This window comes from Methylobacterium sp. AMS5, assembly GCF_001542815.1.
GTDB lineage: Bacteria > Pseudomonadota > Alphaproteobacteria > Rhizobiales > Beijerinckiaceae > Methylobacterium.
Window position 1 is genome coordinate 4,061,081 of sequence record NZ_CP006992.1, and the last position, 25,013, is coordinate 4,086,093.

Annotated in this window: 22 protein-coding genes and 1 pseudogene; 8 read left to right on the top strand and 15 right to left on the bottom strand. The window is 68.7% G+C overall.

Translation table 11 applies throughout. The annotated features are described in order from the left end of the window. Positions 1–636 precede the first annotated feature (636 nt). Positions 637–1,611 carry a chloride channel protein gene (locus Y590_RS18245; protein ID WP_353612601.1) on the bottom strand — a complete coding sequence of 325 codons (975 nt, stop codon included), beginning with the start codon at positions 1,609–1,611 and terminating at the stop codon, positions 637–639. A 32-nt stretch (positions 1,612–1,643) separates the two neighbouring features. Between Y590_RS18245 and Y590_RS18250 the strand changes: the two genes are divergently transcribed. Further along, entirely contained in the window at positions 1,644–2,723 is a 1,080-nt protein-coding gene (locus tag Y590_RS18250; RefSeq protein WP_060771090.1) for an IS5 family transposase, read from the top strand. Positions 2,724–2,795: 72 nt separating this feature from the next. On the opposite strand, the gene Y590_RS18255 is transcribed toward Y590_RS18250, so the two are convergent. The 8 genes from Y590_RS18255 to Y590_RS18290 all read right to left on the bottom strand — a co-directional run bounded on the left by Y590_RS18255 (position 2,796) and on the right by Y590_RS18290 (position 14,058). Next, positions 2,796–3,302 carry a chloride channel protein gene (locus tag Y590_RS18255; RefSeq protein ID WP_060771091.1) on the bottom strand — a complete coding sequence of 169 codons (507 nt, stop codon included), beginning with the start codon at positions 3,300–3,302 and terminating at the stop codon, positions 2,796–2,798. A 128-nt stretch (positions 3,303–3,430) separates the two neighbouring features. Continuing rightward, the gene (locus Y590_RS18260) at positions 3,431–6,562 is read right to left on the bottom strand and encodes an efflux RND transporter permease subunit (protein WP_060771092.1); all 3,132 of its coding nucleotides are present in this window, start codon (positions 6,560–6,562) and stop codon (positions 3,431–3,433) included. A 131-nt stretch (positions 6,563–6,693) separates the two neighbouring features. Beyond that, positions 6,694–8,022: an efflux RND transporter periplasmic adaptor subunit gene (locus Y590_RS18265; RefSeq protein WP_060771093.1), complete on the bottom strand. Its 1,329-nt coding sequence runs from the start codon at positions 8,020–8,022 to the stop codon at positions 6,694–6,696. Positions 8,023–9,103: 1,081 nt separating this feature from the next. Beyond that, the gene (gene hdhA, locus Y590_RS18270; RefSeq protein ID WP_060771094.1) at positions 9,104–9,871 is read right to left on the bottom strand and encodes a 7-alpha-hydroxysteroid dehydrogenase; all 768 of its coding nucleotides are present in this window, start codon (positions 9,869–9,871) and stop codon (positions 9,104–9,106) included. Between the two features lie 256 nt (positions 9,872–10,127). Beyond that, entirely contained in the window at positions 10,128–10,307 is a 180-nt protein-coding gene (locus Y590_RS18275) for a DUF2474 family protein (RefSeq protein WP_060771095.1), read from the bottom strand. Further along, positions 10,307–11,317 (bottom strand): cytochrome d ubiquinol oxidase subunit II, encoded by a 1,011-nt coding sequence (gene cydB / locus Y590_RS18280; protein ID WP_060771096.1) that lies wholly within the window; start codon positions 11,315–11,317, stop codon positions 10,307–10,309. The genes Y590_RS18275 and cydB overlap by 1 nt, the downstream gene beginning before the upstream one ends. A 14-nt stretch (positions 11,318–11,331) precedes the next feature. After that, a complete protein-coding gene (locus Y590_RS18285) occupies positions 11,332–12,756 on the bottom strand; it encodes a cytochrome ubiquinol oxidase subunit I (protein ID WP_060771097.1) in 1,425 nt (474 codons plus the stop codon). Between the two features lie 555 nt (positions 12,757–13,311). Further along, on the bottom strand, positions 13,312–14,058 hold the full coding sequence (locus tag Y590_RS18290; RefSeq protein WP_060771098.1) for a nucleotidyltransferase domain-containing protein: 747 nt from the start codon (positions 14,056–14,058) through the stop codon (positions 13,312–13,314). A 58-nt stretch (positions 14,059–14,116) separates the two neighbouring features. Between Y590_RS18290 and Y590_RS18295 the strand changes: the two are divergent. Both Y590_RS18295 and Y590_RS18300 read left to right on the top strand, forming a co-directional pair. Further along, positions 14,117–14,509 (top strand): annotated as a pseudogene (locus tag Y590_RS18295) (NAD(FAD)-dependent dehydrogenase); the annotation flags it as partial. 245 nt (positions 14,510–14,754) lie between these two features. Beyond that, positions 14,755–15,834, top strand: a complete 1,080-nt coding sequence (locus Y590_RS18300) for a hypothetical protein (protein ID WP_060771100.1) — start codon at positions 14,755–14,757, stop codon at positions 15,832–15,834. A 176-nt stretch (positions 15,835–16,010) separates the two neighbouring features. Here Y590_RS18300 and Y590_RS18305 read toward each other — a convergent pair whose 3' ends face one another. After that, entirely contained in the window at positions 16,011–16,877 is an 867-nt protein-coding gene (locus Y590_RS18305) for an alpha/beta fold hydrolase (RefSeq protein ID WP_060771101.1), read from the bottom strand. A 141-nt stretch (positions 16,878–17,018) separates the two neighbouring features. On the opposite strand from Y590_RS18305, the gene Y590_RS18310 reads away from it, so the two are divergent. From Y590_RS18310 to Y590_RS18320, 3 genes are read left to right on the top strand one after another with little or no spacing between them, the layout of a single operon-like run. After that, positions 17,019–18,068, top strand: coding sequence for an iron ABC transporter substrate-binding protein (locus Y590_RS18310; protein WP_060771102.1), 1,050 nt, complete (start codon positions 17,019–17,021; stop codon positions 18,066–18,068). Next, a complete protein-coding gene (locus Y590_RS18315; protein WP_060771103.1) occupies positions 18,065–19,114 on the top strand; it encodes a FecCD family ABC transporter permease in 1,050 nt (349 codons plus the stop codon). The genes Y590_RS18310 and Y590_RS18315 overlap by 4 nt, the downstream gene beginning before the upstream one ends. Further along, positions 19,111–19,884, top strand: a complete 774-nt coding sequence (locus tag Y590_RS18320) for an ABC transporter ATP-binding protein (protein ID WP_060771104.1) — start codon at positions 19,111–19,113, stop codon at positions 19,882–19,884. Before Y590_RS18315 ends, Y590_RS18320 begins: the two co-directional genes overlap by 4 nt. Positions 19,885–19,893: 9 nt before the next feature. Here Y590_RS18320 and Y590_RS18325 read toward each other — a convergent pair whose 3' ends face one another. From Y590_RS18325 to Y590_RS18340, 4 genes are read right to left on the bottom strand one after another with little or no spacing between them, the layout of a single operon-like run. Further along, positions 19,894–20,637 carry a molybdopterin-dependent oxidoreductase gene (locus tag Y590_RS18325; protein ID WP_060771105.1) on the bottom strand — a complete coding sequence of 248 codons (744 nt, stop codon included), beginning with the start codon at positions 20,635–20,637 and terminating at the stop codon, positions 19,894–19,896. Further along, entirely contained in the window at positions 20,634–21,362 is a 729-nt protein-coding gene (locus Y590_RS18330) for a cytochrome b/b6 domain-containing protein (protein WP_060771106.1), read from the bottom strand. Before Y590_RS18330 ends, Y590_RS18325 begins: the two co-directional genes overlap by 4 nt. 13 nt (positions 21,363–21,375) lie before the next feature. After that, the gene (locus Y590_RS18335) at positions 21,376–21,972 is read right to left on the bottom strand and encodes an SAM-dependent methyltransferase (protein WP_060771107.1); all 597 of its coding nucleotides are present in this window, start codon (positions 21,970–21,972) and stop codon (positions 21,376–21,378) included. Beyond that, entirely contained in the window at positions 21,969–23,111 is a 1,143-nt protein-coding gene (locus tag Y590_RS18340; RefSeq protein WP_060771108.1) for an acyl-CoA dehydrogenase family protein, read from the bottom strand. Before Y590_RS18340 ends, Y590_RS18335 begins: the two co-directional genes overlap by 4 nt. Before the next feature lie 306 nt (positions 23,112–23,417). On the opposite strand from Y590_RS18340, the gene Y590_RS18345 reads away from it, so the two are divergent. Next, positions 23,418–23,663: a hypothetical protein gene (locus Y590_RS18345; protein ID WP_060771109.1), complete on the top strand. Its 246-nt coding sequence runs from the start codon at positions 23,418–23,420 to the stop codon at positions 23,661–23,663. A 2-nt stretch (positions 23,664–23,665) separates the two neighbouring features. Next, a complete protein-coding gene (locus Y590_RS18350) occupies positions 23,666–23,878 on the top strand; it encodes a hypothetical protein (RefSeq protein ID WP_060771110.1) in 213 nt (70 codons plus the stop codon). 87 nt (positions 23,879–23,965) lie between these two features. On the opposite strand, the gene Y590_RS18355 is transcribed toward Y590_RS18350, so the two are convergent. After that, the gene (locus tag Y590_RS18355; RefSeq protein ID WP_060771111.1) at positions 23,966–25,000 is read right to left on the bottom strand and encodes an aldo/keto reductase; all 1,035 of its coding nucleotides are present in this window, start codon (positions 24,998–25,000) and stop codon (positions 23,966–23,968) included. Positions 25,001–25,013 lie beyond the last annotated feature (13 nt).

Genomic DNA, 25,013 nt, shown 5'->3' on the forward strand with positions numbered 1-25,013 from the left:
CTCGTCCGAAGTGCCGCACAGGTTGGCAAGCGCGATGGAGGTTCGCCCATGATGAAGCGATTGATCATCCTTACTGCGGCGCTTGCGACCAGCACGGTGACGCTCGCGCAGCCCCTCCCGCCGCCGCCCGGCCCTCCGCCGCCACCCTTGGTCTTGCCACCGCCGCCCCCGCCGCCTCTGTCCCCGCCGCCGCCACCGCCGGTATTGCCCCTGCCGCCTCCACCACCGCCTCCGCCGCCACCCGTATGACATGCCTGTGGTCTGACGAGGCGTTCACCCCCGCGCAGCACGACCAACCCGAGGGCGCCAGAGTTCATCCGAGGTCCTCGCGGACAGCAAACCATGCCGGCGCGGTTGTCCCGCGCCGGCATGGTTCGTGCGGACCGGCTTTCCCGCACGCATCCATCGGCCGTGTTGCGGACCCGCAGGCCGTGCGCCGTTGGAACCGGCCGCGATCTCCCGAAATGGCAAACCGGGCCGCGCCTTGCTCGGACTTCCGCGGCGATTGCGGCCAGCCTCGGCCCCCCTCCCGACGCGCCGCCCTCGAACGCCGGCGGCCCGACACCCGGACGGCAACGCGGGAAGAGGTGCGGCTGCGCGCCTCCCACGAGCGCCTTGCAGGCCTTGGGGCGGACTTCAGTGTGTCGCACGATCCCGATCGGCAGCCAGACCGATATCCGAGCCCTTGACCGGCCCCCTGCCGGCCTGGGCAAGGGCGCGCTCCAACATCTGTCCATAAATCGGACGGCCGCCGAGCCATTGGGCCACGAGGCAGGCGGTCAGGCAGGCCGTCAGCATGGGCAGGACGAGCGCGTAGGCGGTCGTGAGTTCAAGCACCAAGACCACGCCCACGGCCGGTGCGTGCACCGTTGCGCTGAAGAGCGCGGCCATCGCCACGATGCCGAAGGAAACGGGCGTCACCCCGAGGCCGGACAAGGCTTCAGGGAACACCATCTGCGCGAGCAGGCCGAAGGCCAGACCGATGCAGGTCGCCAGGGACAGGATCGGCGCGAAAATGCCACCCGGCGTGCCGATGGAATAACAGACAGCCGACGTGAAGAGCCGGGCGGCCGCCAGCATCAGGAGCACGCCCGCACTCGGGGTCAGAACGGCGATCTGTGAAATCACCTGCTCCCCGCCCGTCGCGGTGCGCGGGGCGAGGATCAGCAGAACGCCCACGAGCAGTCCGACCAGGGCAGGCCAGACATACGGGGCACGCTTCTGCCATGCGGCGGCGATGTCCAGCATCGCCAGGATGCATCGGTTGAAGAGCACGCCCACGGCACCCAGGATGATGCCCAGCACGGCGAAGGCCGGCAACGAAGCCAGCGCAGCCTCCCCGGCGGACAGCGGCAGGTCCGGTCGTTCGCCCGAAATGATCTGGGTCACCGCCGTTCCGGTGATCGCGGCCGCGAACACCCCCATGTAGTTCCGGAACGTGTAGGGGAACTGCTTGCGCGTTTCCTCGATGACGAACAGCACGGCCGACATCGGGGCATTGAAGGCGCAGGCGAGGCCCGCCCCCGCGCCGGCCGCCAGCAGAGCCCGCCGATCGACCTCCCGCATCCGGACACCTCGAAATACCCCTTCCGCGCGGGGCGGTGTCGTGATTCCCTGACCTTATCGACGTCGGGGAGGCTCGGATGGGTCAGCCAGGGTTCTTCGATTTGGATGAGCGCTATCAGCGTCTGTCGGAGTACGGGGATCCGCTGGTGAAGCTCGCGGCGCTGATCGACTTTGAGGCGTTCCGGCCTAAGCTGGCCTCCGCACTGAAGCGGTCCGATGGATCGAAGGGTGGCCGCCCGCCCTACGACCCAGTGCTGATGTTCAAAATCCTGATCCTCCAGACGCTCTACACGCTGTCGGACGACGCCACCGAGTTCCAGATCCGGGACCGGCTCTCGTTCATGCGCTTCCTCGGGCTGGGGTTCGAGGATGCGGTGCCGGATGCCAAGACCGTTTGGCTGTTCCGCGAACAGCTCACGCGGGCCGCCGCCATCGACGATCTGTTTGCCGCCTTCGACGCCTGGCTGAAGGGCAAGGGGTATCTGGCGATGTCGGGGCAGATCATCGACGCTTCGATCATCGCGGCTCCGCGTCAGCGCAACACCGATGCGGAGAAGGCGGCTCTCAGGGAGGGCAAGATCCCAGACGCATGGGCGGCCAAACCGAAGAAGCTGTCGCAGAAAGACAGGGACGCCCGCTGGACGTTGAAGCGGGCCAAGGCGCGGCCCGCCAAGGCGGACGGTGCGAAGGCCAAGGTTGAGATCGCCATCCCGGTGTTCGGGTACAAGACGCATGTCTCGATCGACCGGAAGCACGGGTTTGTCCGCCGCTTCACCGTCACCAGCGCGGTCGCCCACGACGGGGCGCAACTGGCCAACGTCCTCGATCCGGCCAACACGGCGAGCGAGGTCTGGGCCGATACCGCCTATCGCTCGAAGACCAACGAAGCTCATCTGGCAAAGCATGGCCGGCGCTCGAAGATCCACTTCCGGCGGCAGCCCGGCCTCGATCTGACGCCGGCGCAGCGCAAGGCCAACCGCGCCCGCTCCAAGGTCCGCTCGGCCGTCGAGACGGTGTTCGCCGGGCAGAAGCACCGCTTCGGCCTGTTCGTGCGCACCATCGGCCTGGCCCGAGCCCGGACCAAGATCGGGCTCGCCAACCTCGCCTACAACCTCAAGCGCTTCCTCTGGATCGACGGCCGGCCAGTGGCGGCCTGAGGCACCCTCGGGATGGGCCCCTGAGCCCGCTCACGACCATCGTCAGCCTGCCAGAACGCCGGTCCGATCACGTCAGAGCCGCGAGCGGCATCGAATCGACGGCCAAAGCCGCGCAACTGCATGGTTCTTCGAGGTGTCCATCCGGAACATCTGGCAGGCAGCGAGCGCCGCCGAACCGCCCATGTGAATGGTCGGTCCCTCGCGGCCAAGCACCAGGCCCGAGCCGATCGCCGCGATGCCGGCGATGAACTTCACCGGCAGCACGCGCTCCCAGCGCACATGCCGGATGCCGGCGATGGCCCCCTCGATCTCCGGAACCCCGCTCCCGCTCGCTTCCGGGGCGAAGCGCCGGGTGATGAACACGGCAAAGACCGTGGCCGCCATGGTGATGGCGGCGCTCGCCGCGACCAACCGCCAACCGGCGGTATGGCCGGCCAGCCATGCCGGCCAATCGACGATCGTGTCGATGGCGAGGTGGAAGAGGCCGCCGAACACGCCCGTGAGGGCACCGGTGATCAGGGCCACGGCGACGAAGCGTGCCTGTTGCCAGGGCGTGGCGGGTTGATCTGCCGGCTTCATCCTCGCCCATTCCTCTCGCTGATCGCCGGCAAACCCTGGACTTCACGCGGTCCGTCCCCGGAACGGATGTCTCGGCGGGACTCACCAAAGTCCCACGGAGGCGGTTTCGTGGGCGCCCGGACCACCGGTCAGGCGGGCTGACCCTGCTTCGCCTTCCCCTGTCTCGCGCGCTCGCGCAGGGTCTGGACCGTGACGTAGAGCATCGGCACGAGGAAGATGCCGATCGAACTGGCCGCGATCATCCCGCCGAAGACCGCGGTGCCGACGTCGCGCCGGCTGATCTGGGCCGCACCGGTCGCGATCACGAGAGGGACGAGGCCGAGGATGAAGGCGATGGAGGTCATCATCACGGCGCGGAACCGCTGCTCGGCGCCGCGGATCGCGGCCTCCCGGATCGGCACGCCCGTCTCGCGCTGATCCTTCGCGAACTCGACGATCAGGATGCCGTTCTTGGCGGCAAGCGCGATCAGCACCACGAGGCCGATCTCACTGTAGAGATCGAGCGAAAGGCCGGCGAGCTTGACGGCAAGGTAGGAGCCGAAGGCGCCGACCACGACGGACAGGAGAACCGGAATGGGGATCGTCCAGCTCTCGTAGAGGGCAACGAGGAACAGGTAGGCGAACAGGAAGGCGAGGCCGAGGACGATCCAGGTCTGGCCGGAGGCCTGCTGCTCCTGATAGGCGGTCCCGGTCCACTCGTAGCTGTAGCCTTCCGGCAGGGTCCGGTCGGAGATCTGCTCCATCGCGGCCATCGCGGCGCCGGAGGAGATGCCGGGCGCCGGGCTGCCGTTCACGCTCACGGCGCGGACGTTGTTGTAGCGGGTGAGCACCTGCGGTCCGAGCACGATGCGCTCGCTCGCGACCGAACGCACCGGCACCATCTGGCCCGAGGCGCCGCGGACATAGATGTTCCAGATGTTGCGAATGTCGCCCCGGTTGTCCGCCTCGCCCTCCACGTTCACCTGCCAAGTGCGGCCGTAGAGGTTGAAATTGTTGACGTAGACCCCGCCGAGCGTGGCTTGGAGCGAACTGAAGACGTCGCTCATCGCCAGCCCGAGCACCTGTGCCTTGGTGCGGTCGATGTCGAGGAAGATCGAGGGATTCGACGCCGTGAAGGTGGAGAAGACGCGGGCGAGTTGCGGGTCGCGGTTCGCCGCCGCAGCGAGGCCCCGCACGACCGCATCGATCGCAGCCGGGTCCTGCCCCTCTCGCGCCTCGAGCACGTATTCGAAGCCGCCGCTCGTCGAGAGCCCGACGATGGGCGGAAGATTGAAGGGCCGCACCGTTGCCTGCCCGATCGTCGCGGCCGCCGCGTAAGCGCGCCCGATCAGGGCCTGGGCGGATTCCGCCGCGCTCCGGCGATCGGCGAAGGGTTTGAGCTGCGCCACCAAGAACGCGGAATTCGGCTCGGCCGCCCCGTCCAGAAGCGAGTAGCCGACGATCGCAAGCACCTGATTGACGCCGGGCATGTCCTTCAGGAGCCTCTCGACCTCCGCCGCGACCGCACTCGTGCGGGCCACCGAGGCGCCGTCGGGCAGTTGGACCGAGACGAAGAAGGCGCCCTGATCCTCCTCCGGGAGGAAACCGGCCGGCGTGACCCGCGAGAGGCCGAAGATGCCACCCGCGAACAGGAGAACCAGCACGAGCGAGAGAGCGGACACGCGGACGAGGCGGCGGACGCCCGCCGCATAGCGGTCCCGCACCCAGTCGATTCCGCCGAGCACCCGGCCCATGATGCCCCGCCGCGCGCGCGTGGGACGCAGGAACACCCCGCAGAGCGCGGGCGAAAGGGTCAGCGCGTTGATCGCCGAGATCAGCATCGCGGCGCTGATCGTGACGGCGAATTGCCGAAACAGCGTTCCCGACACGCCGGGGATGAAGGCGATCGGAACGAAGACGGACAGCAGGACGAGCGTGATGGCGATGATGGGGGCCGTGATCTGCGTCATGGCGAGCTTCGTCGCCTCGGCCGGCGACAGCTCCGGATGCTCCTCCATCACCCGCTCGACATTCTCGACGACCACGATGGCGTCGTCGACCACGATGCCGATGGCGAGCACCATCGCCAGGAGCGACACGGTGTTCGCCGAGTAGCCGAGCACGTAGAGCACCGCGAAGGTGCCGATGAGGCTCACCGGCACGGCGATGGCGGGGATCACCGTCGCCCGCAGGTTCCCGAGGAACAGGAACACGACGAGGACGACGAGGACGAAGGCCTCGGCCAGCGTCCGCAGCACCTCGGAGATGGTATCCTTCACGAAGGTCGTCGAATCGTGCACGACCACGTATCGCAGTCCTGCCGGGAAGCGCGCCGAAAGCTTTTCCAGGGTTGCCTTCACGGCGGTTGCGGTCCGCACCGCGTTGGCGCCGGGCACGAGATAGATGGCGACGGGAACGCCGGGCCGACCGTCGAGCCGGGATTCGCTGTCGAAGCTCTGCGCGCTGAGCTCCACCCTGGCGACGTCGCGGATTCGAACCACGGAGCCGTCGGGGTTCGTCCGCAGGACGATCGCGCCGAACTGTGCAGGTGTCGACAAGCGCCCCTGCGTCTGCACGTTCATCTGGATCTGCTGCTCGCTTGTGATCGGCGGCGCGCCGATGCGACCGACCGGCGCCTGAACGCTTTGCGCCCGGATGGCATCCACCACGTCCGACGGCGCGAGATTCAGGCTCGTCAGGCGATCCGTGTCGAACCAGATGCGCATCGAGTAGTTCATCCGCGCGAACAGGTTGGCCTGGCCCACTCCGGCCGTGCACGAAATCTCGTCGAGTATGTTGATGATGGCGTAGTTCGTGATGAAGAGCGGGTCCTGCGCGCCCGTCTCGCTGTAGAGGACGGCAAACAGCAGGATCGCGGAAGACTTCTTCTGCACCTTGAGCCCCTGCAGCTGCACCTCGGACGGGAGCTGCGACAAGGCCGACTGGACGCGGTTGTTGACGCTGACCGTGTTGATATCCGGGTCGGAGCCGAGGTCGAAACTCACCGCCAGGCTGTAGCTGCCGTCATTGGCACTCGTGGACTTCATGTAGATCATGCGGTCGACGCCGATGACCTGCGCCTCGAGCGGCTGGGCGACGCTCGCCTCGACGACCTCGGCCGAGGCCCCCGGATACATCCCCGACACACTCACCTGCGGCGGCACGATGTCTGGAAACTGCGCGACCGGGATCCGGAGCAGCGCCAGCCCCCCCGCGATCGTGATGATCAGCGCGATGACGATCGCGAGCCGGGGGCGGTCCACGAAGATTGCTGAGATCATGACACGCCTCGGGCTCGGTCGCCTGGGACAAACGAAGTGCGATCCGGGACGGGGGGCCGCGGAGCGGGGCAAGGGACGGGGCCAGGGACGGGGCCAGGGACGGGGCAAGGAAGGCGGCGTCCCATGCTGCGCTAGCGCCGGCGGCTCGGGCTGCCGCTCGCGTTCGGGCCGGCGCCGCTGGCTTCTCCGGTCGGAGCTTGTCCGGTCGGCGGCGAAACGGACGCAGCCGGGGCTGTGCGGCCAGCCGGCCCCGCGCCGTCCTCGTTCACGGCCGAATTCCGCATCATCCTCTGCAGAAGGGCGTCGGCGGGTTTGGGCAAGACCGTCTCGCCCGCGCGGACCCGCTGCAAGCCTTCGGCGATGACCTGCTCTCCGACCTTGAGGCCGCTCGTCACAGCCGCGAGCGTCGTGCTCGACTGGCCAAGCTGGATCCGACGCTCCTCGGCCTTATTCCCTTGCCCGATCACGTAGACGTAGCTGCCCCGCTGGTCGGCCAGGACGGCGGCGCGGGGAATCGCGACCACCTCGACCGGCTCGACGCCCTCGAGGAACACGGTGACGAACTCGCCATCCGTGAGTTCACGAAGGGTGACCGAGTCGCGGGTTTGACCGAAGATCGGGGGATTCGGCAGCACGCCGCGAAGCAGGATCGTGTCCGTATTCGTCGCGATGGTGTTGTTGACGAAATTGAGCTTCCCGGTGTGGTCGTAGAAACGGCCGTCCGGCAGTTGCGCCCGGATCAGGACAGCGCCGAATCCGCCCGTCGGCCCATAGCGCGCTCTCAGATTGATCGCTTCGCGGACCGGCACCGGAAACGTCACGAACATCGGGTCCTGGCTGATGATCGTCGTCAGCACCCCGGAGCTCGGCCCGACGACGTTGCCGATCGTCAGGGACGTGCGCCCGATCTGGCCCGCAATCGGCGCTCGGATCTCCGTGTAGCCGAGATTGATTTGCGCCGTGTCGAGCTGGGCTTGTGCGGCTTGGAGCTGCGCCTCCAAGGCAAGCTCGTTCGCGAGGGCCGCGTCGTAGGTCGATTGCTGCCCGGCCGGCCCGCCGAGCAGGGTTCTGGCGCGCTGCGTCGTGAGACGCGCGTTTCCCAATTGCGCCTCAACCTGCGCAATCTGCGCCTTCTGAGCGGCCACGGCCGCCTGGAACGGGCCCTGCTCGAGACGGTAGAGGAGCGTTCCTTCCTCGACGTCCGTGCCCTCGACGAAGAGCCGCTTCTCGATGAACGCCGTCACTCGGGCAACGATGTCGACACGCTGCTTCGCCTCGATGCGGCCGATGAACTGCTCCGTCTGCGTGATCGGCTCCTTGCGCGCGGCGATGATGCCGACGACCGGTGGGCCCGTCGGCTCGGCCTGCGCAAACGCCGTCGAAATGGCGGGCGGGCACGAGGCGGAGAGCGTCGCAGCGGCCACCCAGACCCGGAGCTTGAACATGCCGGTCATCGTCATGTTCGCCTCCAGGGGATCGTCCACCGACGCCCGACGAGCGGCCGAAAGCCCTGACCGCCGCGACCCGTCGTCGGCGACGTGCCGGGGGGGCGGGGCGGGGCCGTTGGCGCGGCACGCTCGGAGCCTTGCACGGCCCGATGCCCGTCGCGCGCATCCTCAATGGCGGAAGGCCCCAGGCTCGAACCCTGTGCCTCTTCGCAGACACGGACACCGAATGTGCCGCCCCGAACGCGTGATCCGGGACGACACGAGGGATGCGCGCGCTGCATCATCTGTCCAGACATCAGCGAATGTGTTTTCAAGCGATGCTCGAGCCTTATCCGGCCCGATTGCATCCGGCCGGCGTCTCTAGGTCATTGTCTCAACGCGCTTTCTTTCGCAGAACCGGCGTCCACTTCGTCGGAAAGCGCTCTCAAGCATCGTCCTGGATACCTGATCCAGGACGATGCTTGAGGCTCCTGTTTTTCGCATCATCTTTTTTCCGAAAGCCGGCAACCACCTTTCGGGCCGATGCTCTAGAACGACGGCTTATTGCCGATGCATTTGCATCGCTTCGATTTCAGAATCTGGCAGCGGCCGCTGCAGCAATCCCTCGCACTGCGTCCGACCCATCCATTGCCGCGACACTCGATATTCATGTCGCGCGTCGTCATGATCTGTCCCGGCCGGCTCAGCGCCATCGTGGATGTATAGATACTTACTCCCATCATCATCGCTGGAATAGCGACGAGCATTGCAACGCTTCGCATGGCGCATCCTCCATCAAGATTGATCGATTGGCGGCCGTTGATTTGGATTGGCTACCAATTTTTATACAATACGATATTTATGAACTATAAAACACTATCCATTGACATGAATGACTTCGTACCGCGCCGGATGTTCACGGAATCCTGAACGCCGGTCGAAGGAGGAAAGCGGACCGGGTCAGGGTTTGAACCGGGCCTCTTCGTCAGGATGGGCGACGACGGCGACGTGGCTATCCATGTCGGTGCCGGGGAACGAATCGAATTGAGGCATGGTCAACCTCCGCAAGACCCGGAGTATAGCCGAGACGGGCAGGCCAGCACCTTGATGGTGATCAATCCAATTCCTGCACGCCCCCACCCGAGATCGTCAGGATCTGACCGCTGATCCAAGAGGCCGCGGGCGAGCAAAGGAACTGGGCTGCTCGGGCAATGTCCTCGGGCTCGCCGAGACGCCCCAGCGGCGTGTGCCGCAGCATGAGCGTTTCGGCTTCAGGCGTCAGGACGCTGGCCAAGGCATCGGTGCGGATCGCTCCCGGTGCGATGGCGTTCACCCGAATACCCTGCGGGCCGAGGTCGAACGCCATGTTCCGGGTCAGGTGGTTCACCGCCGCTTTCGACGAGCCGTAGGAGGTCATCCGGACGTTCCTGTTCTCACCGGCCATGGACGAGATGTTGAGGATCGCGCCACGTCCCTCGGCTGCCATCGGCTGTGCAGACAGTTGCGACAGGCGGAAGGTCGAGAAGAGATTCAGCTCGAAAGCCCAGCGGAAATCCTCCACGGGCATGTCGAAGGGTTTCGGTCCTCCACCGCCGGCATTGTTGACCAGGATTGTAAGCGCACCGAAATGGCCGATCGCAGCCTGCACGGCGGCCTTCAGGTCCTCCTCCTTCGTGACGTTGCAGCCGATCCCGACGGCCCTCCCGCCCGCCTTCACGATGCCAGCAGCGATGGTCTGGGCCGCATCAATGGCGATGTCGCTGACGACGACGGCCGCGCCGGCAGCGGAGAAGGTCTCGCAGATCGCCCGGCCAATGCCGGCGCCGCCTCCCGTCACCAGAGCGACCTCACCCTCCAGGCCGAAACATCTGAGGTTGTCCATGTATCGCCTCTCGCGGCGGGTCATTCTTTGCGAGTCTCACGCCCGGCACGATCAATACGTGCCGGCACCCCGCACTGTCCGGACGGAAGAATCGAGAGACAGAATTGCAGCGTGTCGATGGGCCGATGGGCGCGATGCTCACGTCATCCTGCCCACGACCGTGGTTGCCGCCGCACAGCTCCGGCGTGCCGGTCAGCCCCCGTGCCCTTCATCGCAGAGGACCGTTCCCGACGGGGCATGTCCGACGAAGCGCCGATCAGGTCGATTTCAGCAGCCATCGAAGCGGGAGGGCGATGAGCGTCAGGCTGACGACACTCATCGTCCAGAGCAGAACGAACCAGCCGATCCGACGGAACTTGCCGGTTATCGTCGCCCTGCGAACCCGTGCGGCGTCGGGCACGAAGGCAGGCTCCGCCGTCGGCTGATGACGACCCATCAATGATACCCGGATTCCGGTGTGACCTTGCCGCGGAACAGCCAGTAGACGTAGGCCGTGTAGCCGAGCACCATCGGGACCAGCACCACCGCACCGGCGAGGAGAAAGGCCTGGCTGCTCGGATGCGTGGCCGCAGCCCAGATCGAGATGTCCGGGGGCACGATCATCGGCCAAAGGCTGATGGCGAGCCCGATGTAAGAGAGCAGGAAGAAGCCGAGCGCGCAGAGGAAGGGCATGATCTCCTCCCGCCGCTCCAGTGAGCGCTGGAAGCGGAGCGCCAGCAGCCCGACGAGCACGGGCACCGGCGCACCGACGAGGATGCCGGGGAAGGAGAGCCAGCGCTCGCGGAAGGGAGCGCTGAGGACGAGCATCGTGAGCGAGATGACGGCGATCAGGAGCAAGGTCGCCAGGCCCAGAGGGCGGGCGAGGCGGTAAGCGCGGATCTGCAACGCGCCCCCCGTCTTCCAGATGAGCCAGCATGCGCCCAGGAGCGCGTAGCCCACCACCAGCGCCACGCCGGTCAACAGAGAGAAGGGGGTGAGCCAGTCCCACCAGCCGCCGGCATAGGCCCGCCCCTCGACGCGGATGCCCTGGACGAGGGCACCGAGCGCGATGCCCTGGCAGAAGGCCGCCACGTAGCTGCCCCAGGAGAAGGCCCGGTCCCACCAGAGCTGCCCCCGAACTGTCACCATGCGGAAGCGCATCTCGAAGGCGACGCCGCGGAAGACGAGGGCGAGCAGCATCAAGATCAGCGGTATGTAGAGCGCCGGCAGGATCGTCACGTAGGCCAGCGGGAAGACCGCGAAGAGCCCGCCGCCGCCGAGGATCAGCCAGGTCTCGTTGCCGTCCCACACGGGGGCGACGGAGTTCACCATCACGTCCCGATCGGCCTTGGCGGACATGGCCGGGAACAGGATGCCGATACCGAGATCGAACCCGTCCATCGCGACATAGAGGAACACGGCGGTCGCGATCAGGAAGGCCCAGATCAGCGTGAGGTCGAGAGACATCGAAACGGCTTCCTTCACTCAGCGGGCTGGGCATTCGGACCGGCGGCGAGCGCCGGGGCCGGGGTAATGCCGGCGGTGCGCACCGGCTGACCGGTGGGCAGACCCGTCTCGTGCGGTCGCGGTGGCTGATTGAAGAGATGCAGAAGGAACCAGATGCCGGCCCCGAACACGACGAAGTAGACCACGGCGAACGCGGCCAGCGAGGTCGCGACCGCGGGGGCGGCGATGGGTGAGACGCTGTCGGCGGTGCGCAGCAGCCCGTACACCGTGAAGGGCTGACGCCCGGATTCCGTCACCACCCAGCCCGCCGTGACGGCAACGAGGCCGGACGGGCCCATCGCGACCGCGCAGCGGTGCAGCCATCGCGACGTGTAGAGCCGTTCTTTCCAGCGCAGATAGAGGGAGGCCACGCCCAAGGCGATCATCAGGAAGCCGAGCCCGACCATGACCCGGAAGGCCCAGAACACCAGGGGCAGGTTGGTCGGCCAGGTGTCGCGGGGCAGGGCCTTCAGCCCGCGCACCTCGGCGTTCAGGTCGTGGGCGAGATACAGGCTCGCGAGCCCCGGTATGCCGACCGCCCAACGCGTCGTCTCGGCCTGCGCGTCCGGCCAGCCGAACAGGATCGAGGGCGCGCGCCGCTCGCTGTCGAAATGGCCTTCCATCGCCGCGACCTTGGCGGGTTGGTAGTGGTAGGTGTTGGCCCCATGCAGATCGCCCAGGACGAGTTGGACGGGGGCGACGATGGCCGCCATCCACATCGCCATCGAGAACATCAGGCGGGCGCGCGGGTTCGAGCGGTCGCGCAGGAGATGCCACGCCCCCACCGCGCCCACGATCATCGCGGTGGTCAGGTAGGCGGCGGTGACGGTGTGGGCGAAACGGTAGGGGAAGGACGGGTTGAAGACCGCCGCCCACCAGTCCTGAGGGGCGAAATGGCCGTTGGCGTCGAGCACGTAGCCCGCCGGCGTCTGCATCCAGGAATTGGCCGACAGGATCCAGAAGGCCGAGGTCAGCGTGCCCACCGCGACGAGGCAGGTGGCCAGGAAATGAAGGCGCGGGCCCACGCGCTCCAGACCGAACAACATGACTCCGAGAAAGCCCGCCTCCAAGAAGAAGGCCGTCAGAACCTCGTAGCCCAGAAGAGGACCGAGAATCGGCGCCGTCTTGTCGGAGAAGACCGACCAGTTGGTGCCGAACTGGTAGCTCATGACGAGACCGGAGACGACGCCCATGGCGAACGCGATGGCGAAGATCTTGAGCCAATACCGGTAGGCATCGAGATAGATGCCGCGCCCGGTGGCGAGCCAGAAGGCTTCGAGCACGGCAAGGAAGCTCGCCAGCCCGATGGTGAAAGCCGGAAACAGGAAATGCCAAACGACCGTAAAGGCGAATTGGGTCCGAGCGAGATCGAGTGCGCTGGGGAGGTAATGGTCCGGCATCTCTGAAACTCGATCGGCGGAAGTGAAGTACGAGTCACATTTGAAACGACGCACCCACGGCGGCTCACGCTACGGCGTCAAGTGCAACCCCGTCGGGATCGATTTTATGTTTTCGTCTGCTTGCGCGCCGTGATCATGAAACACGGTCCCATCAGCGCACATCCTCGATACCTCCTTAATAGGAGGCACCCGCAAAGTACGCCCCAACAGGGAAGCTCATCACGCTGAAGGCCGCATTGATCGAGATCAGGCGGGAGCGTCGCGGCCTCGATGATGGGTCCGCGCTGCGAGCCCCTCCCACAAGGGCCGCTCGAACGACGGCCAATCGGGCCTCCACGTCACGAGGCGTCGTGCTACCGCGCTTTTCAAAAGTACGCACTGGGGTGGAAAATCGTCAGTCCGCATCGGAAGAATCGGCTTACGCAAGGGGAGGCAGGTTCGTTGCCGCCATCGTGGACAATCGGAAGGCTGTCCTGGCGCTTCGGCAAGGTCGCTTTCGAGACGGATGGTCTGCGGTGCCCGACGTCAGAACCAGCCCATCGCCTGCTGAGGCCTTCAAGCACGCCAGTTTGCAGGCGCGGTTCGCCGATCCCCGTCGAACAATCGGCCGCCGTGCGGGGCCAATTCACTCTCCGCCAAAGCGATCACGGGACCTGGCTGACCGGCTTCGAAAAGCGCTCGAAACGCGGTATCAAAGCGATCCCCGAGTGCTTGGTCATTCTTCGCCAGCAGCCGCGGCACCCACTTTCCTGCGCCGCTCCAGTGGCCTCGGCCCCGTAACGCCAGCTCGGCCAGCTTGGGATAGAGCATGATGCCGATGGCCAGACGTTCGGGCACGTTCCGTTCCCCTCGCAGATCATCGACCGCATCCGTGATCTCGTAGCGAAGCGCGTCCAGCTCGGCCTGCATCAACGCCGGTGGGCCAGCTCTCAACCTTATCGAGACGGATTCCCGGAGCGTTTCGGCCCGATCAAGGGCTCTACCGATGGCATGACCTTCCGCGATCATGTTGAGGATCGAGGGACGGCCCCGCGCGGCGTCATCGTTGACGAACCAGGCCAGCGTACCGGGATCGTGAATGAAGGCTTCCACCGGGACGCCTCTGGAGGTGAAGGACTCGCGGCGCGCGGCCTCTAGTGCGTCGAAGACGATAACGAGATCGATGTCGGACAGGTTCGTGCCCTCGCCTCGCATGATCGACCCGGCGACAAAGGCGAAGCAGGCGCTCGGATATCGCTCGCGTACTATGGCTCCGGCGATCGTCAGGGCTTCGGAAGGCGAGGGGCACGGGCGAACGCTCATGCCCTGGTTTATGTCCGCTTTCGAGCCGGCGACAATATGCCTGGGGCGGTCGCAGGGGGACCCGGCGAGTCTGCGCCACAAGCGCTTCGCCGACGTCTACGGGCTGGGCGACGCCTGCAGCGCGCCGAACGCCAAGACCGCCGCCGCGGCGCGCAAGCAGGCGCCGGTGGTGGCGCACAACCTGCTGCGCGACATGGGCTTTATCGAGGGGCCGGATGCCATCTACGACGGCTACGGCTCGTGCCCGCTCACCGTCGAGCGCGGCAAGATCCTGCTTGCCGAGTTCGGCTATGGCGGCACGCTTCTTCCCAGCTTCCCGTCCTGGCTCCTCGGCGGCACGAAGCCGAGCCGGGCCGCGTGGCTGCTCAAGGAGCGCATGCTCCCGCCCCTCTACTGGCACGGCATGCTCAAGGGGCGCGAGTGGATGGCCAAGCCCAAGCGGGCGGTTTGAGCGGGCATCACCAAGGGGTCATCAAGGCCGTCGCTTGCGTCGATGCGTAGACCGCTCCCGGCTTCAGAGCCAAGTTGTGAAGTCACCATAGAACACGCAAGACGTCATTTGCGCGAAATAGCTAAGCTTGCTCGCACAAATCAATCCGCAGACGGCCATCGGACTTTTTCCGATCACGCATCTTTTTGCAGAACCCTTTTGTCATTTGCGACGTTTCGAGCGTCTCAAGTTTCGGAGGGAACGCCATGAAGACGATTGCAATGGGTCTTGCCGCGCTGCTGATGAGCACGTCGGTCTATGCTCAAAGCGCCGCGACCGGTGGGTCCGAGCGCGGCGGCATGCGGGCCGGTGCCGAGCAGTCCGGCGGGCAAACCGGGATGTCGGGCGGCGAGCGCGGCGGCATGGGCGCCAAGGGCAGCGAGGCGCGCTCGGGTGGAAACGCCATGGGCGGTGAGCGCAGCGCCGCCCGGAACGACCGGGACGGCGGCGAAGCCGGCCGGGGTGGGGCGGATCGCGGTGAGATGGCGCGCGGCGAGCGTGGTTCGGAGCGCGGCATGAGCGGCCGAGCCGGCCGCGATACGGCCGAGCGCGCCGAGCGGAGCGACCGGATCCAGGATCGCAGCCACGACCGCACGCATGTCAGCAGCCGCACCGATGTGCGCTCCACCACCGTCGATGGCGGCTATCGCCGCGAGGGCCGGTACGTGTTCATCGGCGGCCGACGGGTCGTGTACGGTTCGCCCGAGTATCGCCGCCTGATCGTCACCGAGCGCCGCAGCACCGGCCCGCGCCGCTACGTCACCATCCGCGGCCAGCGCGTGATCTACGGCTCGCCGGAATATCGCCGCCTCGTCAGCGTCGGCGAGACGCGCCGCTATGTGACGATCCGGGGCCAGCGCGTTGTGTACGGCTCGCCCGAGTACCGCCGCCTCTCCACCACCGTCTCGACCCGCGAGCGGCGCGGCGGCACGGTCAATGCGGGCTTCCGCGAACGCACCGAGGTGCGTGGGTCGGAGACCCGCACCGATCTGCGCAGCCGCAGCAGCGAGACCCGCGGCAGCGAGCGCAACGCGATGCGTGCCTCGGATCAGGCGCGCGGGGCCGAGCGCGGCGGTCGCTCGATGGAGCAGGGCCGCAGCGGCGAGGGCACGCGCAATGTCGGCATGCGCGGCGAGGGGAACGAGCGCGGCGGCGTCCGCAACGCCTCCGAGCAGGGCGGCGGCATGGGCAACACGGGCGGCAACCGCGGCAGCGCGCAGCGCGACGGGATGCCATCCGGCGCGCGCGGCGGCACCGAGGGCGGCGCCGGCATGAGCGGCCGCTGATAGGCGGGATTCCAAAGGGCTCATCCCTTTGGCGAGGTGCCGGGGCAGAGCCCCGGCAATGTTCAAAAGCATCGTCCTGGATACCTGATCCCGGACGATGCTTGAGGCTCTTGTTTTTGCATCATCCTTTTTCCGAAAGCCGGCAACCACCTTTCGGGACGATGCTCTAAGATTGTCTACGACCGTCCCAGAAAGTCGATCAGCGCCGCATTGACCGCCTCCGGCGCGTCGTGCTGCACCCAATGGGTCGCCCGCGGAAAGCGCTGCAGGCGGCCCCGCTCGCACAGGTCCAGGCTCGCCTCGGCAAGGCCCGTCTGGAGCGCCTGATCGCGCTCGCCCCACAGGATCAGCGTCGGCGCCGTGACCTTCGGCGGGTGCCGCTCGCGGGGCAGCTGAGCGAGCGCCCGATACCAGTTCAGCATCGCGGTGACCGCGCCGGGGCGCAGCCATTCGCGCGCGTAGACGTCGAGGTCGGCCTCGGTGAAGGTGCCGGGCGCGCTCGAGCGGCGCATCAGGGCCCGCAGGAGGCGGCCCTCCCGCGCCGTCAGCACCCGTTCGGGCAGCAGGGGAAGCTGGAAGAAACCGGCATAGGCGCTGCGCAGGGCCTGCCCCGGATGGCGCCGGAGATAGGGGCCGAACACGCCGGGATGGCAGGCGTTCAGCACGGCGAGCCGCTCGACCCGCTCGGGGTGGAAGCTCGCGACCCAGAACGCGACGAGCCCGCCCCAATCGTGCCCGACGAGGTTGAAGCGCGCGAGCCCGCAGGCATCGGCGAGCGCGATCACGTCCTGGGCGAGCCGGTCGAGGTGGTAGGCGGCGATGCCCTTGGGGCGGTCGCTCAGGCCGTAGCCGCGCTGATCGGGGATGAGGAGGCGCAGGCCGCTGCCCGCGAGCGGCCCGATCTGATGCCGCCAGCCGAACCAGAATTCGGGAAAGCCGTGCAGCAGGATCGTCGGCGCCCCGTCCGCCGGCCCCGCCTCGGCGACGTGGAGGCGCAGACCGCGGAGGTCGATGTGGCGATGACTGACGGCCGGATCGGGCATGGGTGCAGGGATACTCGCGCAGGGTTGATGGAGATTCCGGTGCTTGGCCAACCCGGCAGGGCCGGCGCGGTTCGGGCGCGGCGCCAACCGGGGCGGAAGCGGCTATAGGTAGCGTCCGATCACGGGAGACGCCCTTCCCCGATGCCGCTGCTTCGCTGCCTTCTCGCGCTCGCCTGCCTGTGGCCGGCCCTGCTGTGGTCCTGCCTCGCGGCGGCACGGCCCTTCACCGACGCCGCCGGGCGCCGGGTCGAGGTGCCGGAGCGCGTGCTCCGGGTGCTCGCAGCCGGCCCGCCCGCGGCGGTGCTGCTCTCCACCCTGGCGCCCGACCGGATGATCGGCTGGCCGCGGGCGCCGAGCCCGGAGGAGCGCGAATTCCTCAACCCCGCCCTGCGCGACCTGCCCGCCACCGGGCGGCTGACGGGGCGGGGCGGCAGCGCCAATATCGAGGCGGTGCTGGCGCTCAAGCCGGACCTCATCGTCGATGTCGGCAGCACCGCGGCGACCTACGCCTCCCTGGCCGACCGGGTGCAGGCGCAGACCGGCATTCCCTACGTACTGCTCGACGGGCGCTTCAAGGCGACGCCCGAGACCTACCGCACCCTCGGGGCCTTGATCGGCGCACCGGAAGAAGGCGAAGCGCTCGCGGGCGAGTCCGAAAAAATCCTGAAGGGGGTGGCCGCAGCGGTGGCCGCGGTGCCGGAAGACAAGCGCCCGCGGGTCTATTACGGCCGTGGCCCCCGCGGGTTGGAGACGGGCCTGTCCGGCTCGATCAACACCGAGATCATCGAGGCGGCGGGCGGCCGCAACGTGGCCGGCGCCGGGGCGGGCGGGCTCGCCGCGGTCTCGCCCGAGCAGGTGCTGGTCTGGAATCCGGACGTGATCATCGCCCTCGATCCCGATTTCCCGAAGCTCGCCGCCGCCGACCCGCTCTGGAACGGGCTGAAGGCGGTGCGCGAGGGGCGCGTCCACGCGGTGCCGACGCTGCCCTTCGGCTGGGCCGATGCGCCGCCGGGGGTCAACCGCCTGATCGGCCTGCGCTGGCTCGCCGGCCTGTTCTTCCCCGAGCAGTTCCCGCAGACGCTCGGCGACGCCGTGCGCGACTTCTACAAGCGCTTCTACCGGGTCGAGCTCACGCCCGAGCAGCTCGACCGCCTCCTGCGCGACGCCGCCGGACCGGGGCCGACCCGGTGAGCGAGGCCGCGAGCGCCGCTCAGGCCCGACCCGTATGGCGCCGCCTCCTCCCGCTGGCGGCCCTGGCCCCGGTCGCGCTGATCCTCCTCGTCCTGGTCTCGCTCGGCATCGGCCGCTACCCCGTGCCGCTCGCCGACGTTTTCGGGGTGCTCGTTGCCAAGCTCTTGGGCCAAGCGCCCGCCCTCGATCCCGCCGCGCAGACCGTGGTGCTGAACGTGCGCCTGCCGCGGGTGTTCGGCGCGCTCGTGGTCGGGGCCGGGCTCGCGGCGGCGGGAGCGACCTATCAGGGATTGTTCCGCAATCCCCTCGTCTCGCCGGACATCCTCGGGGTTTCGGCGGGGGCGAGCCTCGGCGCGGTGCTCGGCATCGTGCTCGCCCTGCCGGTGGCGGCGATCCAGGGGCTCGCCTTCGCCGGAGGGCTCGCGGCGGTCGGCGCCGTCTACGCCGTCGGGCTGGCGGTACGACGGCACGACCCGGTGCTGACGCTGGTGCTCGCGGGCGTCGCCGTGGGGGCGCTGCTCGGGGCCGGGATCTCCCTGCTCAAGGTGCTCGCCGACCCCTACAACCAACTCCCCGCCATCACCTTCTGGCTGCTCGGCAGCCTCGCCTCCGTGACTGCGAGCGACATCGCCGCGATCCTGCCGGCGATGGCCCTCGGCCTCGCCCCCCTGGTGCTGCTGCGCTGGCGCGTGAACCTGATGAGCCTCGGCGACGAGGAGGCGCGGGCGCTGGGACTGGAGACGCGCCGGCTCCGCCCGGTTCTGGTGGCGGGCGCGACGCTGGTGACCGCCGCCGCGGTCTCGGTGACGGGCGTCATCGGCTGGATCGGGCTGATCGTGCCGCATGTCGCCCGCCTGCTGGTCGGGCCGGATTTCCGCCGCCTGCTGCCGGCCTCGATGCTGCTCGGCGCGGGCTACCTCACCGCCGTCGATCTCCTGGCCCGCACGGTGGCCACCATCGAGGTGCCGCTCGGTATCCTCACGGCGCTCGTCGGTGCGCCGTTCTTTCTCTGGCTGCTGGCCGCGGGAAAGCGGGGCTGGGCATGATCCTGGAGATCCGCGATCTCGCCTTCGGCTACGGCGCCCGCGCGGTCGGCTCCGGCGTCAGCCTGACGCTTCGGGACAGCGAGGCGCTCTGCCTGCTCGGGCCGAACGGCGGCGGCAAGACCACCCTGTTCAAGACCCTGCTCGGGCTGCTGCGCCCGCTCGCCGGCCGCGTCCTGTTGGACGGCACCGACCTGTCGGAGCTACCACGCCGCGAAGTTGCAAAAAGAATCGCCTACGTGCCGCAGGCGCATGCCGCCTTCTTCCCCTTCACCGTGCGCGAGGTGGTGTTGATGGGCCGCGCCAGCCGGCTTGCCACCTTCGCCAGCCCCGGCCCGGCCGACCGCGCGGCGGCCGAGCGGGCGCTGGCGGCGCTGGGCATCGGCCACTTGGCCGAGCGCATCTACACCGAGATCAGCGGCGGCGAGCGCCAGCTCGCGCTGATCGCCCGCGCCTTGGCCGGCGAGCCGCGGCTCCTCGTGATGGACGAGCCGACGGCGAGCCTCGATTTCGGCAACCAGGCGCGGGTGCTGACCCAGGTGCGGCGCCTCTCTGCCGCCGGCATCGCCGTGGTGCTCTCGACGCACGACCCCGGCCACGCCTTCCTCTGCGCCGACCGGGTGGCGCTGCTGCATGGCGGGCGCCTCGTCGCGCTGGGCCCTCCGGCGGAGACGGTGACGCCGGAGACCCTGCGGCTGCTCTACGGGGTCGAGGTCGCGGTGGTGCCGCTGCCGGGGCAGGGGCGGACGGTCTGCACGCCGCTGATCGGGTGAGCCGACCTCTCAGATCCCCGCGTACCAGGAAAATCCCATCTCCGAGACCATGCTGCCCCGGCCCTGGCCGAGCCCGTCCACCCGGTCGGTGGCCTCGATGCTGGCGAGGTATTTCAGCGACTTGTAGCCGAGCTGGCGCTCGACCCGCAGGCGGACCGGCGCACCGTGGGCCACGGGCAGGGCGCCGCCGTTCATGCCGTAGGCCAGGATCGTCTGCGGGTGCAGGGCGTCGAACAGGTCGTAGCTGTCCCACCAGCCGTCCACCGTGCGGATCACGATGAAGCGCGCCTCCGGTTTCAGCCCGACGCTTGCCAGAACGTGGGAGAGCGGCACGCCGGTCCAGCCGCCGATAGCCGACCAGCCCTGCTCGCAACTGTGCAGGGTCACCTGCGTGCGGGCCGGCATCGCCCTCAGCGCGGCGAGCGTGAAGGCGGCGGGCCGCTCCACGAGCCCGCTCACCGGCAGGCGCCAGTCGGAGAACCCGGACGCCTTCGAGCGCCGGTAATCGGGGTTGTCCGGATCGGTGGTGTTGATGGTGGGAAACACCGCCGAGATCGCCTCCGGCCCGAACTCCCGCACCAGCGGCTGGTCGCGCAGCAGGAGGCGCTGGGTGGCGAGGGTCAGGGTGTCGCTCAAGCCGTAGAGGCCCGGCCGGCGCGGGCCGTTCTCGATCAGCTCGCAGCCGCCGAGAAGGCCGCCGACCCCCATGGCCGAGGAGCCGAGCATCAGCCGGCGGCGGGTGAGATCGCTCATCGCGGGTCCTCCTCCGGCGCCGCCGGCCCGGATTTCGGCCGGGCGGAGCGCCCGGTGATCATGCCCCGCATCAGGTCGAGCGGCCCGTTGGCGAGCACCTGCCAGACATGGATGAGGAGGAAGCCGACGAGTCCGGCCGCCGACAGGAAGTGGATCGTGCGCGCCGATTGCCGCCCACCGAACAGGGTGAACAGCTCGGGGTAAGCCGCCGTGACGCCGGGCGACATGGTGAGGCCGGAGAGCAGCATCACCGGCGCCAGCACGAGGATGACGGCGAGATAGGCGAGCTTTTGCAGAACGTTGTAGCGGTCGGCTCCTGCGGCACCCGAACCGGTGAGCCGCCAATGCACGCGGATATCAGCCGCGATGTGCCGGGGGTGGAGCTGGTCCCGGTCCGGGGTCAGGCGGCGCAGGAGATGCCCGCTCGCCAGGGCGACGAGCCCGTAGAGCGCGCCGTTGAGGACGAAGATCCAGGCGGCGAGGAAGTGGAGATTGCGGCCCCAGCCGGTCTGTTCGAGGTTCACCGGCAGCGGCAGGACGATCCAGGCCGGGGCGTCGTTGGCCCCGGTCTCGCCCCAGAACAACCGGGGCAGGGCGAGCAGGATGGCGAGTCCGCTGACGAGGAGCGCCAGGAAGGCGCCGGTGTTCACCCAATGGGTCAGGCGCACCCAGAGCGGATGGCGCGGGACGGCCTTTTCCGCACGCGCCGTCATCGCGTTCGTCATGGCCTGTCCGCCGTCATGGCCTGTCCGCCCGCCGCAGCACGTCGAGGCGGTAGGCATCCGTGCGGGCGCCGGACAGCACCCGGCAGAACGGGGCCGTGCCCGCGATGAAGCCCTCCGCCGCCGCGTCGCCGGAGAGGGGATAATCGGTCTCGCCGAGCCAGTGCACGAGGACGCAGTCGCCCCCCGGCGCCAGGCTCGCCTCCACCCGTGCGACGAGCCGGGCCAGATCGTCCGTGCTGAGGAAGTAGAGCATCTCGCCGAAGATGATGAGGTCGAACCGGCCCTCCGGCCAGACCTCCGGCACCGCGCCGCGGACGAAGCCGACTTGCGGGTATTCCGCGCAACGCGCCTGCGCGGCATCGAGCGCCGCCTGCGCGACGTCGAGGGCGGTCAGCGCCCCGCAGCGAGGGGCGAGCGCCCGGGTGAAGACGCCGATGGAGCAGCCGACCTCCAGAGCCCGGTCGTAGCGCGCCCGTGGCAGGGCCTGGAGCGTCGCGGCGTATTTCTCCGCCTCGTAGGCGCTGGAGGTGAAGCGCCAGGGATCGGAATCGGAAGCGTAGATCTCCGAAAAGTAGCGCTCCGGCAGCGTCTCCGTCCGACGGCCGCTCATCCCACACGCTCCGCGGCGCGCGGGGTGGCCTCGTCGGGCCACAGGGCGTGGAGCGGCTCATCGGCCGCCAATGCGTGCGCGGCCATGCCGGTCAGGGCGAAATCCGGGGCCGGCTGGCGCAGATAGGTTGCGAGGTCGCGCATCAGGCGCTCCAGGGGATGGCTTTCGAGGAACCCCGCGAGCCCGATCGAACGCTGCGCCAGGGTGATCACGTCGAGGCCCGCCTGCTCGACTGCGGCGCGGGCGAGGTTGACGTAGGCGATGACCCGCTCGGGGTGGCCGGCTTCCGCGGCAGCGAGGCGGGCGGCGCGGGCGACGAGCAGGCGGCTCGTCTCCGCCGCGACCATGGCCCGCCCGAACCGGGCCTGCTGGTGCGGGTCGTCGGCCCGGCCGGTGGCGGCGAGATGCGCCCGGTGGGTCTCGAGCACCGCCTCGATCCCGCCGAGCTGGACCGCGAGGAAGCGCCACGCCCCGGCGAAGAAGAAGGGCTGGCGCCCATAATCGTCCGGCGCGCCGATCACCTCGCCGTCGCGCAGGCCGAGCCCGGAGAAATCGACCGTACCGGTCGCGGTCGCCCGCATGCCGTGGACGCACCACTCCGACAGGTCGGCCCGTTCGCCAGGTTCGAGGCGCAGCACCAGCATCAGCCGGCGCCCGTCGGCGATCCGCGCCGTCACGAGCGGGCGGGTGACGAAGCCCGCCCCCGAGGCGTAGGTCTTCACGCCTTCGAGGCCGTCCGCACCGTCGAGGACGAGGCCGCCCTCGGCCGGCTCGGTGTTCCAGACGCCGAAGAGCTGGCCCTCCGCCGCATCGCGGGCGAGCCGCTCGGCGACGGCGGTGTCGGCGTAGCGCAGCACCAGGGCCAGCGCGTTGACGTGCCCTTCGTAGAGCCGCCCGACCGCGAGGTCGTCGCGGCCGATCTCCGTCAGCAGGGCCCGCAGAGCGTCGACTCGGGCGGGCTCGCACAATCCGGCGCCGCCGAGCGCTTCGGGCAGGGGCGCGGCGAGATGCCCGGCCCGACGCAGCCGGGCGATGGCCTGCGCGGGAAAGCCGCCCTGCGCATCCGCCGTCTCGTCGCACGCGCCGGCCCGGGGCACCCTAGGCGACCGCGCGAGAGAAAGGAGCGAATGGGGCGACACAAGCGGCTCGGGGTTCGATGAATCGGAAAAGACATCCCACGAACGGTCCGACACCCCTGCGCGGGCGCACTGGCCTGACGGGAAAGCCCTACCGGAACAAAACCTAGAGCGGCAAGGCGCGTCTTCCCATGCGGCGCAGTCGCGGGGGGGGCGATTATCCCCGGCGGTGTCAGGGGCGGAACCGCGGGGCGCCTCACGGGCGTTCACGTCTTTGGCCGGACCGCACAAGCGGCCGGGACGACATCCGGAGGGAGCGATGGCGGACGACACCGAGCGGCTCGGCCTTCTCATGGGCGTGTAGAGAGGGTGCAGACCGTGAGCGAGACCGAACGTGACACCGATCCGGCGCCCGAACCGAAGCTCGCCGGCATCCTGACCTTCCCGCCGGAGGTCGTGGCGGCGCTGGACGAGCATTGCGCGGTCGAGCGCCTGCCGCGGGACCGGGCAATCTGCGAGATCGTCGCCGAGTATCTGCGCTTCAAGGGCTATCTGCGCACCCGCCCGGTGCACCCGCATCGCACGCCCCGGGGCGAGAAGCCGGAGGGTCCCTGACGATGGCGACCTCGTTCAAGGGCCTCTTCCTCTGCCCGCCGAAGCAGCCGCGCCCGAGCCATGTCCGGGTTCGGGACGGGGAGGGCGGTGAGACCACCCTGCCGCTGGAGGAATACGAGGCCCGCGCCGGCCAGCCGCCCTGGCAGAGCCTGCCCTGGGAGGGCGAGGCCGGGCCGGACGACGGCGACAGGCACGGGCCCGAACTCAGCATGTGAGGCCGTTCACGGCTCACCGGGTCGATTGCGGAGGCATCCCCGCTCCCCGCATGCGGGGAGCGAGTTTTTCTGCGAACCCGTCCCGCCTCACCAAGCCGTCGGCTTGGGGTTACGCTCGTCGAAGCCGGTCTGGTGCCAATAGGGATAGATCGGATTTTCCCGGCTCGCCGCGTCGAGGCGGGCGATCTGGTCGGCCGTGAGCGACCAGCCCACCGCGCCGAGATTCTGCTTCAGCTGCTCCTCGTTGCGCGCGCCGATGACGATGTTGCACACGGTCGGGCGGCTGAGCAGCCAGTTCAGCGCCACCTGCGGCAGGGTCTTACCGGTCTCGGCGGCGACCGCATCGAGGGCATCAATCACATCGTAGAGGTACGCGTCGGAGACGATGGGACCGCCCTCCGCGCCGCCCGCCGTGGCGAGGCGCCCGCCCGAAGCCGCCTGCCCCCGCCGGATCTTGCCGGTGAGCCGGCCCCAGCCCAGCGGGCTCCACACCATCAGGCCGACACCCTGGTCGAGGCCGAGCGGCATCAGCTCCCACTCGTAGTGGCGGCCGATCAGCGAGTAATAGCCTTGATAGACGACGTAGCGGGCGAGCCCGTATTTCTCCGAGGTCGCCAGCGCCTTCATCAATTGCCAGCCGGAGAAGTTCGAGGCGCCGATATAGCCGATCTTGCCCGAACGGGTGAGGTCGTCGAGCGCCCGCAGGGTCTCCTCGACGGGCGTCAGCGCGTCGAAGCCGTGCATGAAGTAGACGTCGATATGGTCGGTCTGGAGCCGCTTCAGGCTCGCCTCGCAGGCGCGGATCAGGTGGTGGCGCGACGAGCCGACCGCGTTCACGTCCTCGCCGACCCGGAACGTCGCCTTGGTGGAGATCAGGAGCCGGTCGCGGCGGCCCTTGATCGCCTCGCCGAGGATCTTTTCGGAATCGCCGCTCGAATAGAGGTCGGCGGTGTCGAGGAAGTTGACGCCTGCATCGAGGCAGAGATCGATCAGGCGGCTCGCCTCGGCCACGCCGGTGCTGCCCCAGTTCTGGAAGAACGCGTCGGTGCCGCCGAAGGTGGCGGTGCCGAGGCTGAGCACCGGCACCTTGAGGCCCGAGCGTCCGAACTGCCGGTATTCCATGTCCGTCACTCCG

Coding starts and splice junctions, on each gene's coding strand:
- Y590_RS18250 (WP_060771090.1), top strand. CDS start 1,644: ATGGGTCAGCCAGGGTTCTTCGATTTGGATGAGCGCTATCAGCGTCTG.
- Y590_RS18255 (WP_060771091.1), bottom strand. CDS start 3,302: ATGAAGCCGGCAGATCAACCCGCCACGCCCTGGCAACAGGCACGCTTC.
- Y590_RS18260 (WP_060771092.1), bottom strand. CDS start 6,562: ATGATCTCAGCAATCTTCGTGGACCGCCCCCGGCTCGCGATCGTCATC.
- Y590_RS18265 (WP_060771093.1), bottom strand. CDS start 8,022: ATGACGATGACCGGCATGTTCAAGCTCCGGGTCTGGGTGGCCGCTGCG.
- hdhA (WP_060771094.1), bottom strand. CDS start 9,871: ATGGACAACCTCAGATGTTTCGGCCTGGAGGGTGAGGTCGCTCTGGTG.
- Y590_RS18275 (WP_060771095.1), bottom strand. CDS start 10,307: ATGGGTCGTCATCAGCCGACGGCGGAGCCTGCCTTCGTGCCCGACGCC.
- cydB (WP_060771096.1), bottom strand. CDS start 11,317: ATGTCTCTCGACCTCACGCTGATCTGGGCCTTCCTGATCGCGACCGCC.
- Y590_RS18285 (WP_060771097.1), bottom strand. CDS start 12,756: ATGCCGGACCATTACCTCCCCAGCGCACTCGATCTCGCTCGGACCCAA.
- Y590_RS18290 (WP_060771098.1), bottom strand. CDS start 14,058: ATGAGCGTTCGCCCGTGCCCCTCGCCTTCCGAAGCCCTGACGATCGCC.
- Y590_RS18300 (WP_060771100.1), top strand. CDS start 14,755: ATGAAGACGATTGCAATGGGTCTTGCCGCGCTGCTGATGAGCACGTCG.
- Y590_RS18305 (WP_060771101.1), bottom strand. CDS start 16,877: ATGCCCGATCCGGCCGTCAGTCATCGCCACATCGACCTCCGCGGTCTG.
- Y590_RS18310 (WP_060771102.1), top strand. CDS start 17,019: ATGCCGCTGCTTCGCTGCCTTCTCGCGCTCGCCTGCCTGTGGCCGGCC.
- Y590_RS18320 (WP_060771104.1), top strand. CDS start 19,111: ATGATCCTGGAGATCCGCGATCTCGCCTTCGGCTACGGCGCCCGCGCG.
- Y590_RS18325 (WP_060771105.1), bottom strand. CDS start 20,637: ATGAGCGATCTCACCCGCCGCCGGCTGATGCTCGGCTCCTCGGCCATG.
- Y590_RS18330 (WP_060771106.1), bottom strand. CDS start 21,362: ATGACGAACGCGATGACGGCGCGTGCGGAAAAGGCCGTCCCGCGCCAT.
- Y590_RS18335 (WP_060771107.1), bottom strand. CDS start 21,972: ATGAGCGGCCGTCGGACGGAGACGCTGCCGGAGCGCTACTTTTCGGAG.
- Y590_RS18350 (WP_060771110.1), top strand. CDS start 23,666: ATGGCGACCTCGTTCAAGGGCCTCTTCCTCTGCCCGCCGAAGCAGCCG.
- Y590_RS18355 (WP_060771111.1), bottom strand. CDS start 25,000: ATGGAATACCGGCAGTTCGGACGCTCGGGCCTCAAGGTGCCGGTGCTC.